Raw genomic sequence first — 13,530 nt, 5'->3', positions numbered from 1 at the left:
GGCAGGGAGTATGATTCTCTTTTACTTCTACGGTGTTAATCATATAAGTATAGATTGTGACAGTTATTCGGATTCTTGATGAACCCCTGTACGTGATTAAACATTCTGATATACAGATTTGAAAGTGCAGCTAAGACAAAAGGGGTGGATCATGGGGACGGCGGAAGGCATTACGAGAGGCTTCTATGAAGATATTAAGGAAGCTGCGGCCCATATCGTAGACGTATTAAGCGGTATATTGAAGGTTAATACCATCTTCGTTGCCACCAATGACGGGGTGACCAATGTCATTTTGGAGGCTTTTAATCGTACGGAAGAGTTAGTTGTTAAAGGCAGTGCACTTCCATTTACGGATTCATATTGCAGCCTGGTATTAAGAGACAACGGGAGTGTTCTTACGATCCCGGATACATGTGAACATCCGATGACACGATCCATGGGCGTTACGAGCGGACTTGGCAATCGTTTCTTCGTGGGCGTGCCTATTATGAGAAGATCGGGCGAAACATTTGGCACCATCTGTCTGATGGATGATCCTGGGTATGTGATCAGCGAAACCGATATGAAGACACTGAAGGCGATGGCTGTATTCCTGGGTTATGTTGTCGATCTGGAAAGTACGCTGCATGTTCAGGAGCGGAAATTGAGTGATTCGGAACAAATGCAAGAACAGCTCCAGGCAGAGAAAGAACGAGCCGAATCTGAGGCGATGACCAAAACACAGATGTTGAAGTTGATGAGTCACGAGATTCGCAATCCCTTAAACGGTATTTTGGGACTGACAGATCTGATGCGCACACCGGATATGCCCGAGGAGCAGTCCGAATATGTGAACATGATTGAGACAAGCGGCAATATTCTGCTTTCCTTGCTGAATAATATGATGAATTTCAACATTAATGAAGCAGGTAAAACGGTTATACATGATGATCCGTTTGATCTGGTAGGTACCATTGAGAATACGGTGTATCTCTATGCCGGTATTGCGACAGGCAAGAACATTGAGCTGGGATTAAATCTTGAACTGAATGTATCTCAAGTGTTCGTTGGTGATGAAGTCAAGATTGGACAGTTGCTTGCACACGTCATTCAGTATGCTCTCGATTCAACGCGTGAAGGTTCCGTTCTGATCACAGCAGTAGTGAATGGAGAAGAATTGGAAGAGAACGGTACACTTCTGCTCAAGGTGAAGTACACGGGTCAGATGTTATCGGACAAGAAGACACAAACCTTTAACAGCCAAGATGAAAATTTGAATATTCAAAAACTGATTGGAAGTAATCTGGGTTTAGCTGTAAGCCAGAATCTTGCCATTCTCATGCATGGCCGTATTCAGGTGAGCAGTGTGCAGGAAAATGAGACGGAATTCAACATTTCCCTTCCGCTACGCAGATACTGGGAGTTACCTCAACTCGCAAGTGTTCAGCAGCGGTTAAAAGGGAAAAAGGTGTTGCTTGCCAAGGACCCTGACATTCTGCAAGGCGTCTCTTCCCTGATGCGTAGGTGGGAGATGGATGTACACATGACCTCGGGTTTGACATTAGCGCATGATTGGATCAAGGAAGGATTCATGCCGGATGTAGCCGTTGTGGATATGGGATTACTGGAAGGCGGCGCAGTCGACTTTGTACATGAACTGAAACAGCGACTGGAGAATCTGCCCGTCATTGTTCTTGTTCCTTATGGTATGCACATTGAATTGCATGAAGCAGAAGCCTTTGATGCTGTTCTGACAAAGCCAGTCAGACAGGCTGATCTGTTGAATGCATTGAGTATTACGCTGCCTTAAACGAGCAGACAGATGAAGGAATATACTAATTGGCGCACCTGTTATAGGTGCGCTTCATTGCATTTTCCATTTTCTGAGCCAAAGCCCTTTTATTCCGAGCTGGTTACGTTACAATAGAAGATGAACTTCATCTTTATACCCAACAGAGGAGGATGTACATTGGATTATCGCAGATTAGGTGGAAGCGGACTGAAAGTGAGCGAGATCAGCCTGGGAAGCTGGCTGACGTACGGAGGGTATGTGGAACGTGAGAATGCGGTGAAATCAATTGAAACTGCATTTGATGAAGGCATTAACTTTTTTGATACTGCCAATGTATACGAACGGGGTGCAGCAGAAGAACTGCTGGGGCAGACGCTCAAAGCATATTCCCGTGACTCTTATGTACTTGCAACCAAAGTATTTGGCAAAATGGGCGATGGTCCGAATGACCAGGGGTTGTCTCGCAAACATATCAAGGAGCAATGTGAAGCCAGCTTGAAGCGCCTGGGCGTTGAATATGTCGACATCTATTACTGCCATCGTTATCATACTGAAACACCAATTGAAGAAACACTCCGCGCTCTTGATGATCTGGTACGCCAAGGCAAAGTCTTATATGTTGGCGTCAGCCAGTGGACTGCGGCTCAGATGGAAGATGCATTAGGTACAGCAGATCGTCTGCTCCTCGATCGTATCGTGGTCAATCAGCCGGTGTACAACATGTTTGACCGTTATATTGAAAATGAGATTATCCCGCTCGGCGAGCGTAAAGGCATCGGACAAGTCGTATACTCCCCGCTTGCTCAAGGTCTATTGACGGGGAAATATACGTCCGTTTCCGATATCCCAGAGAATAGCCGTGCGGCTAAGCTAGGATGGGACGAAGGAAAGATCAATGCGGATCGCATCGGGAAAGTTCGTCAACTGATTGAAGTGGCGGACAAGCTGGATCTGAAGGTTGGCCAATTGGCCCTTGCCTGGATTCTGCGCCAGAACAATGTATCCAGTGCACTTGTAGGGGCGAGTCGTCCCGAGCAGGTAAAAGAGAACGCGGCTGCATCTGGCGTGAAGCTGGATGCTGCCATTATCGAAGAGATTGAGAGCATTCTTGCTTGATTTCCTGTCAGCACACAAGCTGAGATGATATGTAATGATCCATAAAAAGAGGGATGTCCTGTGCGCCTGAATAGGCGAGCGAGACATCCCTTTTTTGAGAAGGTTGGAAAGGTTAGTTTATTGAAAGGTTAGATCTTACTTTAAAGCGTAAGAGGCAAGGAACGAAAAGATAAGGCACACACACGGTTACGCCCTGTATTCTTCGCTTCATATAAAGCACGGTCGGCCTGTTCGAAAAAATCGTCATCGTCATGATCATCACAATGATCGGGATACACGGCTACACCGATGGAAATGGTTAGACGTGTCGTGTGCCCGTCGGGCAGAGCAAAATGGTATTTCTCTACAGCCTGCCGTATAGATTCGGCGGTCGCTACGGCCTGACGGTGTCCACAGTCGAGCAAAAGAATGGCGAATTCTTCCCCACCGTTTCGTGACACAATATCAGCAGAACGTGCATGCTCAACGAGCAGTTGTCCAAGTTGCTTCAGGACCGCATCGCCGGCGGAATGACCATAGGTGTCGTTTACCTTTTTGAATCGGTCAATATCAATGGCAAGCAAGGAAAGCTTCTGTTGGTAATCCCTCGCACGCTGAAGTTCCAGTTGAAGTGATTTTTCGAACTGTCGTCGATTGCTCAGGTTGGTAAGATGATCGGTAGATGCTCTTCTCTCCAATAGAAATAACATTTCATTGGATTTATTAATGAATTCTGCGATGAAATAGATAAATAATCCACCGACAAAGGAAATGGTCATTTGTAAAGGATATACCTTCATCAATGAATTCATGCTGTCCGTGTTCAACATAAGGATGATAAAGATTAATGTTATGCCAAGCAGATTCATTGTAATTATTTTGGTCAGTCTGGACCAGGGAGCATAGGCGAAGTATACACCGGACAGTCCGATCAGTGTCATGACAAATCCTGCATCTATGGCAGAGGAAGATAAGCCGAACATCAGAATACGAAGGATCGAGATCATTAGTCCCGTAACGACCGAAGCCAATCCTCCCAGATATACCGCTGCGGTAACGATGGCCAGATGCCGTAGATCTACAATCGTAGTCTCGTTCAAAGGAAAAGAATAGTTCATGAGTACTGTGCCATATATACCGAATAATAAGCCGCCGATCAACTGAACACGTAACGAGGGAAAAGGCAATCGGATATTATAGAACTTCGCGATGATCCCGGACAAATACATAAATGTAATCATGACACAGATATTAATGAAAAAAGTGCTAAACAACCGACATTCCCCCTTTATACGCACATCCCTATATTTTATCTGAAAAGTGGTGCTGTAGCGAACCATATTATCCCAAATTTATGAGGGGATTGCTGGGAAAGGTGTTTTATTTGCATATACAGGATGTTAGAGCGATATTGACTTCAATATACAATAAGATTTATACTTAATCTAAATCAAAATGTATTCCTTCTTTTTGGGAAGACCATCATAAATAGAAGATCAGTGTCTGATTTCATATAAAATGGATCAATAATAAAGGAGAAATGGTTGTGAGAACTTTAAATCTGACGATACAACGGCAAGCGGTGTATGATGTGGTGCGCCATTCGGAGGACCACCCGACAGCTGCTGATGTCATGAATCGACTCGTGGAACAAGGATATAATCTGGCCTATGGTACGGTGTATAATTCGCTTCGTTATCTAACGGACAAAGAATTGATACGGGAACTTAAACTCGGAGAGACAGCAAGCCGGTACGATGCCCGTATGGATGATCATCAGCACATTATGTGTGAAGTATGCGGCAAAGTGGACGAGGTGATGACGGAGGTTCCTCCACAATGGATGAAACAGGTAGCTGAAGAAACCGGATATGCAATCGATCATGCTCATGTGGTCTTTGGAGGTGTCTGCGGGGAATGCAGAAACAAACGGATCAAGTAAAAATAAAACTGCCTGGCCGCCGTTTACCCCTTAGGGTTAAACCAGCCTTGTCCGACTCAACACCCCTTGTGGACAATTGTCCTGTTACAAGGCGTGTTATTCTGATCAGCCCGATGCCGGGGCAGGTTCATGAACTGGTAAAAGCCTTAACGGATAGCTGCTTTGATGTACTGGTCTTTCATCGCTGGGAACCGGATCTGCATGAGCGTCTTGTCTTTGATCTGTTGATCTATGATCTGTCTGTTGCCGGAACCATAGATGCATTCGCTGGGATCAGCAGCCGATTGAACCGGGAGGCGGAACATACCACGCCTTGTCTGTATTTGGTCGGTGAGAAGATGATTGGCAGCGCGAGTGGACCGATGCTTCAGGAGGAATTGCTGGTGTGGCCTGCACGCCCGCAGGAAGCACTTTACCGGGTGCAGCGCATGATTGGCAACAGTCCTGCTCTGCCCAAACGTGGTTTTTTGCCTGAGGAAGGGCATCGTATTGGATTCAAGGATCTGTGGCTCGATCGTGAACGGATGAGTGTGCAGCGCGATAATACCCGGATTCATCTAACCAAGACTGAATATGATCTGTTACTCAAGCTGATTGATGCCAAAGGTGCAGTCATTTCCCGTGAGGAAATGCTCAGTGATATCTGGGAGACGGACTTTACCGGTGGGAGTAATGTGGTCGATGTTCATATCAAAAGCTTGCGCAAAAAATTGGGCGATAACGCGTCTTCGCCGCAATATATCGTAACAGTAAGAGGAGTGGGCTACCGCCTGGCGGATTAGTCCGCTTTTTTTTGCCTAAATTTTATCTTTCACTTCATGCTTTTTCGGGTACTACCTAATAGATAGGCAAATCAGAATCATTCCCTTAAAAACATGTTCATGCTTCATTCATGAAGTGTTGAAGAACCTCATCTTAAACTCATGTGAACCTCATGCAAGAGCAGAGCAGGACATGTTAGAATCAATTTAACAGTTAGATCAAGTCTAAATGTATATTTAATTCGAAGCCGAATATGATTTTAATAGTAGATATATAGCAGCCGTGAGACCCATTAGAGGAGGACGACATGATGACAGAACGTATGACAACCAATCAGGGCGCACCTGTAGGTGACAACCAGAATTCCCGCACAGCAGGCAGAAGAGGGCCGACACTGCTTGAAGACTACCATCTCATTGAGAAAATAGCCCACTTTGACCGTGAACGTATTCCCGAAAGAGTCGTACATGCGAGAGGTGCCGGAGCTCATGGTGTATTCACGCTGGAGCAGAGTATGAAGGCTTATACAACAGCTGACTTCCTGCAAGATCCAGGTACGGAGACGGATGTGCTGGTTCGTTTTTCAACCGTTATTCATGGTACGGGATCACCAGAGACTGCACGAGATCCACGTGGATTTGCTGTCAAATTCTACACTCGGGAAGGCAACTATGATCTCGTCGGCAACCATCTGCCTGTGTTCTTCATTCGTGATGCGATGAAGTTCCCCGACATGGTACATTCCTTGAAGCCGGCTCCGGATACAAACATTCAGGAACCAGCCCGTTATTGGGACTTTATGACCCTCTCACCGGAATCAACACATATGATGACCTGGTTGTTCTCAGATTTGGGCACACCGGCAAGTTATCGGGAGATGGATGGTTTCGGCGTACATGCTTTCAAATGGATTAATGCACAAGGGCAGGTCCATTATGTGAAATACAAATGGGAGTCTGCACAGGGCGTGCGAGGTTTCTCTCGTCAGGAAGCTGCCGAAGTACAGGGGCAAGACTTTAATCATGCTACCCGGGACCTGCATGAACATATCAAGAACGGGCAATACCCGCAGTGGAAGCTTCAGGTACAGCTGTTGAAGCCTGAGCAGATGGATGATTTTGCTTTTGATCCGCTCGACCCAACAAAAACCTGGCCTGAAGATGTATTGCCATTCCATACGGTAGGGACCATGACCCTGAATCGGAATCCGCAAAACTTCTTTGCTGAAGTGGAGCAGGCTGCCTTTTCTCCTAGTGCGCTTGTACCTGGAATTGAGCCTTCCGAAGACAAATTGCTGCAAGGACGCTTATTCTCTTATCCGGACACACAGCGTCACCGGCTTGGTACGAACTATTTGCAAATTCCGGTGAATTGCCCGTATGCACCTGTTCGTAATCATCAGCGTGATGGACTTATGAATGTGAATCAAGATCCATCTCCGGTGAACTATGAACCCAACAGTTCAGGAACCAGCCCGCAGGAAGATCCGGCATACCGGGACAGTGAGGCCCCATTGCAAGGGCATGTTACACGCGAGAAAATCGAGAAAACGGATGATTACACGCAGTCAGGGGAGCTTTTCCGTTCATTTACCCCTGTAGAGCAGCAGCATTTGCTGGATAATCTGATCAATGACCTTAAGGGAGTATCTGTCGATATTCAAATGCGTGCCCTGTGCCATTTCTTCCGGGCGGATGGACAGCTTGGCGGACGTTTGGCTCATGGACTCGGCGTGGATATTTCTGCACATATGCCGTCACAGGATGGAAAATAAAGTACAGTTTGACCCTGTACTCACAACATCATAATGACTGATATTCGGTGAAGACCGGGCAAACCGTGAACGTGCGGAATTTCCCGGTCTTTCGCTTTTTTTGCTGAAATGGAAAACAAATTTACAAATCATTTACATAAAATAGCTGACATAGAGGTTGACTTCTCATTTGATGGCACTACAATGGGTAGTGTGAGGGGTGTCAGAACATGAGAATACACAATTTCAAAGTGGGTGAGCGTGGGCTCAACCGATTTTTCGGTCCGCTGGAGGCCAAGATCATGGACATTTTATGGGCTCGTCCTGGCAGCAGTATCCGTGAAGTGCAGACTGCACTTGAACAAGACAAAGACGTCAATTTTAATACAGTCATGACCGTGATGAACCGGCTCGTGGACAAGGGACTTCTCGGAAAGTCTCAGAAGGGCAGAACATCTTTGTACCAACCGGTACAGAGTAAGGAGGAGTTTATGAACGACCAATCCAAGGAACTGTCACATGAGTTGGTGGATGAATTCGGAGCTCTGGCATTGAATCATATGCTGGATGCGCTGGACGAAGCAGATGCGGGTCTAATTGAACGCCTGGAACAGAAGATCAAACAATGGAAAAAGGATAGCGATTAATATGTGGAAGACCCGCTCGAAACTTTTGTTTACCGTCGGGTTTGGCATTCCGTTACTCGTGTTCATGCAGATGTTCATGTACGCGATGTACAAAATTTTTGGCTGGGATATCCCGTTTAATCTGCTCTGGCTCTGCAATCATTGGATGAGTCGATTGGGATGGTTATCTGTGGGACATTTCCTGCTGGTACTGGTATTGCTGACATTTGCGGGAACAGGCTGGTTGCTAACGGTGCGTATGATGAAAACGAGAGCAGCCGTACGTAAACTTCGCTCCATGGAAGTGCGTGCATTGTCCCGCAAATTGGAGTCCAGGTATCACCATCTCGGACAGCCGGGATTCATTGTGGTGGACAAGTCATCTCCGGTTGCATTTACAATTGGTTTATGGAGACCTTGCATCGTACTCTCCACGGGGCTTCTGACGATGCTGGATACAGAAGAGGAGACGGCAGTTGTGTATCACGAAGTCCATCATCTGTGGCACCGTGACCCACTGAAGACGACACTGTTATCGGTATTTGCAATCATGATGCCGTATATTCCCGTATTGAAGCATACTTCGAAACATTACAATATCGTTAGAGAAATTCTGGCAGACAATGAGGCCATTGAGCGTACAGGTAATGTGGCAGGCATTGGCAGTGCTTTGCTCAAGCTGCTCCGTGCTTGTCCTGAACCTTGGGGAGCCAAAGAACTGACCGTTCAATCCTCATTTGCGGATACGTCGGTGAATGTCCGAATTTCACGTCTGCTGGACCCAGAACAGGACGTGACGCTGAGGTTACCACGCTACGCCGTTCTGATGTCGGCTACTGTTTTCCTGTTGCTGTCTATCTTGTTTGTTTGGTCCATTGGATGAATCAACTTAGCTAAATGTGAGTTCGAGTATAACACTAGGAAGGATGATGAACATGAATAATAAAAGTGTAGAGATTGGATTATTTTTCTCAAGGATTATGATCGGATTGATCTTTGTATTGCACGGCTGGAGTAAATTCGAAGGTGGAATCAGCGGTACAGTAGGTTTTTTCGAAAGTATCGGTATTCCCGGATTTCTTGCATCCGTTGTAGCCATTATTGAGTTGGTGGGTGGTGCAGCGATGATTCTGGGTCTGGGAACACGTGTGTTTGCTGCCCTGTTTGCCATCGTGATGGTTGGCGTTCTGTTTACAGCCAAAATGGGTGAGCCGTTCCTGAGTGGTACCGAGTTAGATTACCTGCTGCTGGCGGGTTCCCTGACACTGCTCTTCACAGGAAGCCGCTTCCTGGCCGTGGATTATCTGTTCTCCAGACAGGGGAACGCTCGCCAGAATGTGAGTGCTTGAAATGACTAACGATTCTAAAAAATAATGAAGTGCAGGATGAGTCCTGTAACGAGGTTCTTTATTGGCCAGGCCGGTTCGGGAATTGTATTTGCGAACCGGGCTGATCAGTAGAGAACTTTTTTCGTTTGGACGACATGCCTTTGGTTTGTTACAATGAGAATAAGTATGCTACTAAGAAAAAATAAGGAGGATGCATTTTATGATTAACGTCATTCCATCCGATGCCCGCTCCAGCTTCGATCGAGGCTGGCTTCGTGGTAGTCACAGCTTTTCTTTCGGAGAATACCAAGACCCGGAGAATACGGCGTTTGGACCGATGCGGGTAGCGAACGACGATGTGATTGCGCCTGGTCGCGGTTTTGGAGCTCACCCGCATAGTGATATGGAGATTGTATCGATCGTACTAAACGGCAAGTTGCGACATGAAGATAATCTGGGCAATGTAGCCGTTACAGGCTTTGGCGGTATCCAGCGGATGTCAGCAGGCAGTGGCATGATTCATACCGAACATAATGCATCCGATACCGAAGAAGTACGTTTGCTTCAGCTCTGGTTCATGCCACAGACAAAAGGGTTGGAGCCCTCCTATGAGACGACATCATTTGATCCAGCGGCATTGGCAGGAGCACTCGTGCCGATTGTATCCCCAGATGGGGGCCCAAGAATTGCGACCATTCATCAGGATATGACGATCTACCTTGGCCGATTAGCCAAAGACGAAAAGTTAACCTTTAATCAGGATGCAGGCCGACGAATGTACATTTTCTCCATCGAAGGCAAGCTGGGATTGGATGGAGAGTACCTGTTGAACGAAGGCGACACGGCTCGTGTGGAACAGCGGGATTCAATCGAACTGCAAGGAAACGAAGATACGTTCTATATGATTATTGATTTGCCGTAGATGGCTGATGAAATGAACTCCAAGATGAAGGAGGATATACACGTATGGCGCAACAGGAATGGTTTATGGTCAAACATGCGGTGACCGGGCGAGGATTGGCTAATAGCAAAACAGATTCCCTGTCCTACCGATTCCAACAGGAGGGTACAGGTTTCATATTTACCGTGACGGGCCTGGACAAGCAGATTGTGGAACAGATTATGGAGCTTAGACACGAGTTAAACGTATTTCGCTTCGTCCAACGCAAGGATCAGCCCCTTTTGAAACACTGGTACTACGTAGACGGTGAACGGGTAGTGTATGACAGGGAAAGTCACACGTTAAGCATCTATGCGAAATCGGAGATTCGTTATGTGCCTGAAGATTATTTTGCGGATTGACTACACGTTATAATAAATATTAAGCCTTCCACATGGAAGGCTTTTTTCCTTATATATTATCAATCTTATAGTATATGTATTTCAGGTTGTTTCATGAAATTTAAGAAAAAAGAAGCAATCGAAGGTTGACATGATGAATTTAATATCGATATAATTCACTTAATTGATAATGAGTATCAATATCAAATGATGCGAGGTAGAGCAAATACAAATGTTTTACGGCGATCGGTAAGGGGATTAGTAGAGAGATGAAGTTACGTTATATGTTGATCGTATTGGCTGTATTGTCTATCGTATACATATTTATTGGCAATTCAGACATTTCACCATTGGATATATTTCATTTGTCCTCTGTCCAGCTACAGGTATTACAAGTTAGCCGGTTTCCCCGCCTGATCAGCATCCTTGTCGCCGGGATCAGCATGAGTGTAATCGGACTGATTATGCAGCAGCTGACACGCAACCGATTCGTTTCCCCAACAACAGCTGGAACGATGGATTCAGCCAGATTGGGTATTCTTGTGACGTTAATGTGGTTCCCGGGAGCATCCCCTCTGCAAAAAATGTTGGTCGCTTTTGCCTTTGCTCTGGCGGGAACACTGATTTTCATGCGAATTCTGGAGAAAGTCAAGTTCAAGGATACGATATATATCGCTTTGCTAGGTCTTATGTTTGGCAACATTGTAAGCTCCGTTACAACATTTTTTGCTTACAAAAACGACCTGATCCAGAACATTTCTTCTTGGTTACAGGGTGACTTCTCCACCATCATGAAGGGACGTTATGAACTGATCTATATCAGTATTCCGTTGCTCATTATCGTGTACCTGTTTGCTAATCGTTTTACACTCGCAGGGATGGGCGAAGATTTCTCAACCAACCTTGGACTGGCGTATCGACGAGTTGTGAATATCGGACTGATCCTGGTGGCGATGGTTTCAGCGTTAGTGATTATTACGGTAGGTACAATTCCGTTTCTGGGCCTAGTCGTGCCCAATATCGTAACACTGTACAAAGGGGATAACTTACGTGATACATTGCCTCATACGGCAGTGCTTGGTGCGATCTTCGTTCTGGTCTGCGATATTCTGGGTCAATTAATTATTTATCCTTATCAACTTTCGATCAGTCTGACGGTGGGAGTTGTGGGAAGTGTATTATTCCTGTATTTACTGCTTCGAAGAAAGGCTTATGGATCATGAGAATGAAATATACGGCGAATACATGGAAGTTGATCTTGTTAATTGCAGCGGCAGTATTATTGATCGGCATATTTCTGGTCATTCAATCCGGAGGGAACTGGGATTACATATTGCCTCGAAGAGGAAAAAAGATTCTCGCCATTGTACTGACAGGTGCCTGCATTGCGTACTCTACAGCTATTTTCCAAACGATAACCAACAACCGAATTCTGACACCTGGCATCATGGGCCTCGATTCCTTGTATATGCTATTTCAGACGTTTGCGGTGTTTGTGTTTGGAAGCACACATATCAGCTTTGTGAACAAAAATCTTAATTTTGCAATATCTGTCATGCTCATGACGTTGTTTGCTTTACTATTGCATCAGTTCATGTTCCGCAGGGAACAGGGGCGTAATATTTATCTGTTGCTGCTGGTGGGTCTTATCCTGGGTACGCTGTTCCAGAGCATGTCTTCATTCATGGAAGTACTGATTGACCCTAATGAGTTCCTTGTGCTGCAGGGCAAGATGTTTGCGAGCTTTAACAATGTGAATACGGATCTGCTGATCATCTCAATCGCTGCGATTATTCTGATCCTGCTGTACGCGCAGAAGTTTACCAAATATCTCGACGTACTGTCTCTCGGCAAAGATCACGCAGTGAATCTCGGGGTGGATTACGATTACATTGTGAAGAGGCTGCTGCTGGTGGTGATGGTTCTGGTCTCGATCTCCACAGCGCTGGTGGGTCCAATTATGTTTTTGGGGCTGCTGGTCGTGAATCTGGCGCATCAGGTATTCCGGACACATCGGCATAAAGTGTTGATCTGGGGTTCGGTTATGATCGCAGTCGTTGCATTGGTTGGCGGACAGCTCATTGTAGAGCGGGTGTTTACCTTTGCTACGACCGTTAGCGTCATTATAAATTTTATAGGCGGCGTGTACTTCATCTATTTACTGCTAAAGGAGAATAAGTCGTGGTAGAAGTCAGAAATGTTACCAAACAATACAGCGGCGTCCGGGTAGTCGATGACGTATCACTGAACATTGCCAAAGGAAAGATTACATCATTTATTGGGCCAAATGGAGCTGGGAAAAGTACCTTGTTATCCATGATTACCAGGCTAATCAGCAAGGATACAGGACAAGTCCTAATTGAAGGGCGCGAGATTGAAAGCTGGAAGAACAAGGACTTGTCGCGCAAAATATCAGTCCTCAAACAGTCCAATCACATCAATATTCGGTTAACTGTGGAGGATCTTGTGGCTTTTGGCCGGTTCCCGTATTCACAAGGAAGGCTCACACCAGAGGATCAACAGTGGATTCAGGAGGCCATCGACTATATGGAACTGGCCCCATTCCGCAAGAAGTATCTGGATGAACTGAGTGGCGGACAGCGGCAGCGGGCATATATCGCCATGGTGATTGCCCAGAACACCGAGTATATTTTGCTCGATGAACCTTTGAATAACCTGGATATGAAACATTCTGTTCAGATTATGAAGGTGCTGCGCAGAATGGTGGATGAACTCGGCAAAACGATTGTCATTGTCATTCATGACATCAATTTTGCCTCCTGTTATTCCGACTATATTGTTGCGCTCAAGGATGGACGCGTAGTGAAAGAAGGCAAGACGGAAGACATCATCGATACGGATGTATTGCAGAGCGTCTATGATATGCACATCCCTGTGCAATGGATTGATGGACGTAAGATTTGTGTATATTTTGCGTGAGTGAAAAGGTAGTCAAATATAGAGAGCGAGAG

Annotated in this window: 14 protein-coding genes; 13 read left to right on the top strand and 1 reads right to left on the bottom strand. The window is 45.9% G+C overall.

Annotated elements, in window-relative coordinates:
• Nucleotides 1–151: 151 nt before the first annotated feature.
• Nucleotides 152–1,789: an ATP-binding response regulator gene (locus MKY87_RS13630; protein WP_338588928.1), complete on the top strand. Its 1,638-nt coding sequence runs from the start codon at nucleotides 152–154 to the stop codon at nucleotides 1,787–1,789.
• 159 nt (nucleotides 1,790–1,948) lie between these two features.
• Nucleotides 1,949–2,887, top strand: a complete 939-nt coding sequence (locus tag MKY87_RS13625; RefSeq protein ID WP_100528312.1) for an aldo/keto reductase family protein — start codon at nucleotides 1,949–1,951, stop codon at nucleotides 2,885–2,887.
• A gap of 140 nt (nucleotides 2,888–3,027) precedes the next feature.
• On the opposite strand, the gene MKY87_RS13620 is transcribed toward MKY87_RS13625, so the two are convergent.
• Nucleotides 3,028–4,140: a GGDEF domain-containing protein gene (locus tag MKY87_RS13620; RefSeq protein WP_340964892.1), complete on the bottom strand. Its 1,113-nt coding sequence runs from the start codon at nucleotides 4,138–4,140 to the stop codon at nucleotides 3,028–3,030.
• A gap of 272 nt (nucleotides 4,141–4,412) precedes the next feature.
• Here MKY87_RS13620 and MKY87_RS13615 point away from each other — a divergent pair, with 272 nt between their 5' ends.
• From MKY87_RS13615 to MKY87_RS13565, 11 genes are all read left to right on the top strand, one after another.
• Nucleotides 4,413–4,808, top strand: a complete 396-nt coding sequence (locus tag MKY87_RS13615; protein WP_036612807.1) for a Fur family transcriptional regulator — start codon at nucleotides 4,413–4,415, stop codon at nucleotides 4,806–4,808.
• Nucleotides 4,784–5,590 (top strand): winged-helix domain-containing protein, encoded by an 807-nt coding sequence (locus tag MKY87_RS13610; protein ID WP_338588920.1) that lies wholly within the window; start codon nucleotides 4,784–4,786, stop codon nucleotides 5,588–5,590. The genes MKY87_RS13615 and MKY87_RS13610 overlap by 25 nt, the downstream gene beginning before the upstream one ends.
• A gap of 290 nt (nucleotides 5,591–5,880) precedes the next feature.
• The gene (locus MKY87_RS13605) at nucleotides 5,881–7,344 is read left to right on the top strand and encodes a catalase (protein ID WP_340967442.1); all 1,464 of its coding nucleotides are present in this window, start codon (nucleotides 5,881–5,883) and stop codon (nucleotides 7,342–7,344) included.
• A 209-nt stretch (nucleotides 7,345–7,553) separates the two neighbouring features.
• The gene (locus tag MKY87_RS13600; RefSeq protein ID WP_017691824.1) at nucleotides 7,554–7,970 is read left to right on the top strand and encodes a BlaI/MecI/CopY family transcriptional regulator; all 417 of its coding nucleotides are present in this window, start codon (nucleotides 7,554–7,556) and stop codon (nucleotides 7,968–7,970) included.
• A 1-nt stretch (nucleotide 7,971) separates the two neighbouring features.
• Nucleotides 7,972–8,832 carry a M56 family metallopeptidase gene (locus MKY87_RS13595; protein WP_340964890.1) on the top strand — a complete coding sequence of 287 codons (861 nt, stop codon included), beginning with the start codon at nucleotides 7,972–7,974 and terminating at the stop codon, nucleotides 8,830–8,832.
• Nucleotides 8,833–8,884: 52 nt separating this feature from the next.
• Nucleotides 8,885–9,298 carry a DoxX family protein gene (locus tag MKY87_RS13590; RefSeq protein ID WP_339788260.1) on the top strand — a complete coding sequence of 138 codons (414 nt, stop codon included), beginning with the start codon at nucleotides 8,885–8,887 and terminating at the stop codon, nucleotides 9,296–9,298.
• A 199-nt stretch (nucleotides 9,299–9,497) separates the two neighbouring features.
• Entirely contained in the window at nucleotides 9,498–10,199 is a 702-nt protein-coding gene (locus MKY87_RS13585) for a pirin family protein (RefSeq protein ID WP_340964888.1), read from the top strand.
• Between the two features lie 44 nt (nucleotides 10,200–10,243).
• On the top strand, nucleotides 10,244–10,579 hold the full coding sequence (locus MKY87_RS13580) for a hypothetical protein (RefSeq protein WP_339788263.1): 336 nt from the start codon (nucleotides 10,244–10,246) through the stop codon (nucleotides 10,577–10,579).
• Between the two features lie 248 nt (nucleotides 10,580–10,827).
• Nucleotides 10,828–11,781 carry an ABC transporter permease gene (locus MKY87_RS13575; protein WP_340964886.1) on the top strand — a complete coding sequence of 318 codons (954 nt, stop codon included), beginning with the start codon at nucleotides 10,828–10,830 and terminating at the stop codon, nucleotides 11,779–11,781.
• The gene (locus MKY87_RS13570; RefSeq protein WP_339788266.1) at nucleotides 11,778–12,746 is read left to right on the top strand and encodes an iron chelate uptake ABC transporter family permease subunit; all 969 of its coding nucleotides are present in this window, start codon (nucleotides 11,778–11,780) and stop codon (nucleotides 12,744–12,746) included. Before MKY87_RS13575 ends, MKY87_RS13570 begins: the two co-directional genes overlap by 4 nt.
• Nucleotides 12,740–13,498, top strand: a complete 759-nt coding sequence (locus MKY87_RS13565; protein ID WP_338588904.1) for an iron ABC transporter ATP-binding protein — start codon at nucleotides 12,740–12,742, stop codon at nucleotides 13,496–13,498. Before MKY87_RS13570 ends, MKY87_RS13565 begins: the two co-directional genes overlap by 7 nt.
• The last annotated feature ends 32 nt before the right edge of the window (nucleotides 13,499–13,530 follow it).

The sequence above is a fragment of the Paenibacillus sp. FSL R7-0198 genome, from assembly GCF_038000415.1.
Taxonomy (GTDB): Bacteria; Bacillota; Bacilli; order Paenibacillales; family Paenibacillaceae; genus Paenibacillus.
This window is presented reverse-complemented; position numbering and strand designations above follow the sequence as displayed.

Bases quoted from the DNA above. Each gene is read 5' to 3' on its own strand.
- MKY87_RS13630 (WP_338588928.1), top strand. From the start codon at position 152: ATGGGGACGGCGGAAGGCATTACGAGAGGCTTCTATGAAGATATTAAG.
- MKY87_RS13610 (WP_338588920.1), top strand. From the start codon at position 4,784: ATGCAGAAACAAACGGATCAAGTAAAAATAAAACTGCCTGGCCGCCGT.
- MKY87_RS13605 (WP_340967442.1), top strand. From the start codon at position 5,881: ATGACAGAACGTATGACAACCAATCAGGGCGCACCTGTAGGTGACAAC.
- MKY87_RS13600 (WP_017691824.1), top strand. From the start codon at position 7,554: ATGAGAATACACAATTTCAAAGTGGGTGAGCGTGGGCTCAACCGATTT.
- MKY87_RS13595 (WP_340964890.1), top strand. From the start codon at position 7,972: ATGTGGAAGACCCGCTCGAAACTTTTGTTTACCGTCGGGTTTGGCATT.
- MKY87_RS13590 (WP_339788260.1), top strand. From the start codon at position 8,885: ATGAATAATAAAAGTGTAGAGATTGGATTATTTTTCTCAAGGATTATG.
- MKY87_RS13585 (WP_340964888.1), top strand. From the start codon at position 9,498: ATGATTAACGTCATTCCATCCGATGCCCGCTCCAGCTTCGATCGAGGC.
- MKY87_RS13580 (WP_339788263.1), top strand. From the start codon at position 10,244: ATGGCGCAACAGGAATGGTTTATGGTCAAACATGCGGTGACCGGGCGA.
- MKY87_RS13575 (WP_340964886.1), top strand. From the start codon at position 10,828: ATGAAGTTACGTTATATGTTGATCGTATTGGCTGTATTGTCTATCGTA.
- MKY87_RS13570 (WP_339788266.1), top strand. From the start codon at position 11,778: ATGAGAATGAAATATACGGCGAATACATGGAAGTTGATCTTGTTAATT.